Annotated in this window: 4 protein-coding genes; all 4 read left to right on the top strand. The window is 71.4% G+C overall.

Annotated features, from left to right (window positions below):
- Positions 1-53 precede the first annotated feature (53 nt).
- On the top strand, positions 54-677 hold the full coding sequence (locus tag C1J00_RS39835) for an isochorismatase family protein (RefSeq protein WP_102913739.1): 624 nt from the start codon (positions 54-56) through the stop codon (positions 675-677).
- Positions 674-2,569, top strand: a complete 1,896-nt coding sequence (locus C1J00_RS39840) for an anthranilate synthase family protein (RefSeq protein ID WP_102913740.1) — start codon at positions 674-676, stop codon at positions 2,567-2,569. Before C1J00_RS39835 ends, C1J00_RS39840 begins: the two co-directional genes overlap by 4 nt.
- A 35-nt stretch (positions 2,570-2,604) precedes the next feature.
- A complete protein-coding gene (locus C1J00_RS39845) occupies positions 2,605-3,441 on the top strand; it encodes a PhzF family phenazine biosynthesis isomerase (protein WP_102913741.1) in 837 nt (278 codons plus the stop codon).
- Positions 3,442-3,463: 22 nt separating this feature from the next.
- A partial coding sequence (locus tag C1J00_RS39850; RefSeq protein WP_180989869.1) for a pyridoxamine 5'-phosphate oxidase family protein occupies positions 3,464-3,806 on the top strand: 343 nt, incomplete at its 3' end.

A 3,806-nucleotide genomic window follows, 5' to 3' on the forward strand; every position in this document is an offset into this window, starting at 1 on the left:
CCCCAAAGCCCACCCACGAGAGATCCTGCGACCAGGAACTGGAGCCCAGGGCCATGACCGGCATACCGCCCATCGACCCCTATCCGTTTCCGACCGCGGGCGACCTGCCCCGCAACACCGCCCGGTGGACACTCCACCCCGACCGCGCGGTCCTGCTCGTCCACGACATGCAGCGCTACTTCCTCGCACCGTTCCCGGACGCCGTACGCACCGAACTCGTGCGCAACGCCGCGCAGGTACGCCGGTGGTGTGCCGAGCGCGGTGTACCGGTCGCCTACACGGCCCAGCCCGGCGGCATGAGCGAAGAAGAGCGTGGCTTGCTGAAGGACTTCTGGGGGCCGGGCATGCGCACCGATCCCGTCGACCGCGAGGTGGTCGACGAACTCGCGCCCGCCGCCGGGGACTGGCGGTTCACCAAGTGGCGCTACAGCGCATTCTTCCGCTCCGACCTGCTGCGCCGTATGCGCGAGGCCGGCCGGGACCAGCTGGTCCTGTGCGGGGTCTACGCCCATGTGGGCGTCCTGATGTCCGCCGTCGACGCGTACACCAACGACATCGAGCCGTTCCTCGTCGCCGACGCGGTCGCCGACTTCTCGGAGGAGTACCACCGGCTGGCCGTGCGCTACGCCGCCGAGCGCTGCGCCATGGTCGTCACCACCAAGGAGGTCTTCGGATGAGCGGCACCGGCACCGTGGAACCGGACGACCTGCTGGGCCGAGTGCTGGGCGGCCGGCCGGGCCCGTACGCCCTGCTGCACCGCCCCGAGAGCACCGGGCCCGGTCTGCTCGACGTGCTCGTGGGCGAGGTCGCCACGCCCGGTTCGCTGAGGGAGATCGCGTTGCCCGAGGCCGTGGCGGATCCGGGCGGGGCCAGGCACGACGTGTTCGCGCTCGTGCCCTACCGGCAGGTCGCCGAGCGCGGGTTCGCCGCCCCGGACGACGGAGCGCCGCTGATCGCGATGACCGTCACCGGTCAGCAGACCGTCCGGCTCGCCGATGCGCTCAGCCGCATCCCGGACGTGCCGACCAGGCTGAGTGGTGAGCACTTCGACGTGGACGACGCCGCGTACGCCGACACCGTGCGCCGTATCGTCAAGGAGGCCATCGGCGAGGGCGAGGGCGCCAACTTCGTCTTCAAGCGCTCCTTCGTGGCCGACATCGGGGACTACGGCCCGCACAGCGCGCTCGCGTTCTTCCGCCGGCTGCTGGAACAGGAGAGCGGAGCGTACTGGACGTTCCTCATCCACACCGGCACACGGACGTTCGTCGGGGCCTCCCCGGAGCGCCACATCACCCTCGACGCGGGGGCCGCGGTCATGAACCCCATCAGCGGCACCTATCGCTATCCCCCGACGGGCCCCAGCCTGCCCGAGGTCATGGACTTCCTCGCCGACCGCAAGGAGACCGACGAGCTGTACATGGTCGTCGACGAGGAACTGAAGATGATGGCCCGGATCTGCGCCGAGGGCGGCCGGGTCACCGGCCCGTACCTCAAGGAGATGGCCCGCGTCGCGCACACCGAGTACCTCATCGAGGGCCGCACCGACCGCGACGTGCGCGACATCCTGCGCGAGACGCTGTTCGCGCCGACCGTCACCGGCAGCCCCCTGGAAAGCGCCTGCCGGATCATCGCCCGTCACGAGCCGCAGGGCCGCGGCTACTACAGCGGCGTGGCCGCCCTCATCGGCCGCGACGCCGACGGCGGCCGCCTGCTGGACTCCGCCATCCTCATCCGCACCGCCGACATCGACGCCGGCGGACAGGTGCGGATCGGGGTCGGTGCCACCCTCGTGCGGCACTCCGACCCGGACGCCGAGGCGGCCGAGACCCGGGCCAAGGCCGCCGGGCTCATCGCGGCCCTGGAGAATCGCACCGGCACCCGCTTCGCCCACCACCCCGGAGTCCGGGCCGCCCTGGCGCGCCGCAACGACGGTATCGCCGACTTCTGGCTGCGCGAGACGCACGACCGCGCCCGGCCGCTGCCCGACCTGACAACACGTCATGTCCTGGTGGTGGACGCCGAGGACACCTTCACCTCGATGATCGCCCACCAACTGCGCTCCACCGGCCTCGCGGTGACCGTGCGCCGCTTCGACGAGCCGTACTCCTTCGACGCCTACGACCTGGTGGTCATGGGACCGGGGCCGGGCGACCCGGGCGAGACCGGCCACCCCAAGATCGCCCACCTGCGCGAGGCGGTGCGCACCTTGCTGGCCGAGCGGCGTCCCTTCCTCGCCGTCTGCCTCAGCCACCAGGTGCTCAGTCGCCTGCTCGGCTTCCGGCTGCGCCGCAGGGACGTGCCCAACCAGGGCGTGCAGAAGGAGATCGAGCTCTTCGGCGACCGGGAACGGGTCGGGTTCTACAACACGTTCGCCGCCGTCGCCGACGGGGCCGAGGCGCGGATCGACGGTGTCGGCCGGGTCGAGATCAGCCGTGATCCGGACACCGGTGAGGTGCACGCTCTGCGCGGACCGCACTTCACGTCCATGCAGTTCCACGCCGAGTCGGTGCTCACCCAGGACGGGCCCCGGATCCTCGCCACCGCGCTCCGGGACCTGCTGCGCCCCTGACCGCGCATCCGCCCACCACCCCGTTGGAGGGAAACATGCACAGGTACGTCGTCGTGGACGCCTTCGCCACCGAGCCCCTTCTGGGCAACCCCGTGGCGGTCTTCTTCGACGCCGACGACATCCCCGGCGAGCGCATGCAGCGCATCGCACGGGAGATGAATCTCTCCGAGACCACCTTCGTGCTCACCCCGCGTGACGGCGGCGACGCGCGCATCCGCATCTTCACGCCGGTCAACGAACTGCCCTTCGCCGGCCATCCGCTGCTCGGCACCGCGATCGCCCTGGGCAACGAGACAGGGCGGCCGGGCCTCCGGCTGGAGACGAAGGTGGGGACCATCCCCTTCGAGGTGGACCACGCGGACGGCCGGGCCGTGGCCGCGCGGATGCGCCAGCCGGTGCCCACCTGGAAGCCGTTCGACGAGGCCGACGAGCTCCTCGACGCGTTGGGCGTGAAGACGTCCACGCTGCCCGTGGAGATCTACCGCAACGGCCCCCGGCACGTCTTCGTCGGCCTGGAGAGCTTCGAGGCGCTGTCGGCCCTCCACCCGGACCACCGTGCGCTGTCCCTCTTCCCGGACATGGCGGCCAACTGCTTCGCGGGCTCGGGCACGCAGTGGCGCAGCCGCATGTTCTCGCCCGCGTACGGCGTCGTCGAGGACGCGGCGACCGGGTCCGCCGCCGGCCCGCTCGCCATCCACCTGGCCCGCCACGGGCTGGCCGGGTACGGGCGGCGCATCGAGATCCTGCAGGGCCTCGACATCGCCCGCCCCTCCCTGATGATCGCCCGTGCCGAGGGCACCTCCGACCGGGTCACCTCGGTGGAGGTCGGCGGCAGCGGCGCCGTCTTCGCCCACGGCACGGCGCGGATCTGACACCGAAACGGAGATACCCATCATGAGCACAGCCAGGTCGGAGACCCTCACGGGAACCATCGACATCGCCTTCCCCGAGTTCCACGCGCCGCCGGCCGAGCCCGTGCCGCTCGTCCGCGCCTGGTTCGAGGACGCCGTCCGCCTCGGGGTGCGCGAACCCCGCGCGCTGGCGCTGGCCACCGCGGACACCCGCGGACGTCCCTCGACCCGCATGGTCGCCCTCAACCGGATCACCGACGAGGGGTTCGTCTTCGCCACCCACGCCGACAGCCAGAAGGGCCGTGAGATGACGGCCAACCCCTTCGCGTCGGGGGTCCTCTACTGGCGCGAGACCAGCCAGCAAATCCTGTCTCTTATACCCATCT

Source organism: Streptomyces cahuitamycinicus (assembly GCF_002891435.1).
Taxonomy (GTDB): Bacteria; Actinomycetota; Actinomycetes; order Streptomycetales; family Streptomycetaceae; genus Streptomyces; species Streptomyces cahuitamycinicus.